This is a genomic window from Phyllobacterium sp. P5_D12 (assembly GCF_054049495.1).
Window position 1 is genome coordinate 1 of record NZ_JBFUMG010001089.1, and the last position, 733, is coordinate 733.

1 protein-coding gene and 1 pseudogene are annotated in these 733 nt (G+C 52.4%); both read left to right on the forward strand.

Going from position 1 to position 733, the window contains the following annotated elements:
- The coding region (locus ACXJ5O_RS28875) for an ABC transporter permease subunit (protein WP_457302900.1) at positions 1-340 on the forward strand (340 nt) is incomplete at its 5' end.
- Positions 337-733, forward strand: a pseudogene (locus ACXJ5O_RS28880) (ABC transporter permease); the annotation flags it as partial. The gene ACXJ5O_RS28875 and the pseudogene ACXJ5O_RS28880, both read left to right, overlap by 4 nt.

A 733-nucleotide genomic window follows, 5' to 3' on the forward strand; every position in this document is an offset into this window, starting at 1 on the left:
GTTACAAAAGCAATATGTGATGACGGCGCGCGCCAAAGGGCTTCACCCGTTCCGCACGCTGGTCAAGTACCCGCTTCGAATGGCGCTGAACTTCTTCGTTTCCGATATCGGTTCCATATTGCCCTCGATCATCTCCGGCGCTGAAATCACCGCAATCGTTCTTTCACTGGAAACAACCGGTCCGATGCTGATCAAGGCTCTGCAAAGTCAGGATATGTATCTTGCAGGCTCCTTTCTGATGTTTCTCGCGCTCCTGACGGTCATCGGCGTGCTGATATCCGATATTGCGCTTGCCTTTCTTGATCCGCGCATTCGTTTGCAAGGCAGGAGTACCAAGTGACGGCACCGCTTCCCCCGCCCGGCGCACCCCTGCAACATTACGTTTCCACTGCCCCGTTCGATCCAATGTCGGTCGAGGTGATGACGGACGCGCAGGCGAAAATCCATCTTGCATCGCAGACGCGTTTGATGTGGTGGAAATTCAAGCGGCACAAGCTTGCTTTGGCATCAGGCATATTTTTGCTCTTGCTTTACGGCATGATCATTATTGCCGAATTCCTGGCCCCTTACAATTTGCACACGCGTAACGTCGACTTTATCCATTCTCCCCCACAGCGGGTGCATCTGTTCCACGACGGAAAGTTTGTTGGTCCGTTTGTTTATGGCCGGCAAATGAAACTTGATATGGAGTCGCTCAAGCGTATCTACACAAACGATCGCAACGATGTTCAGC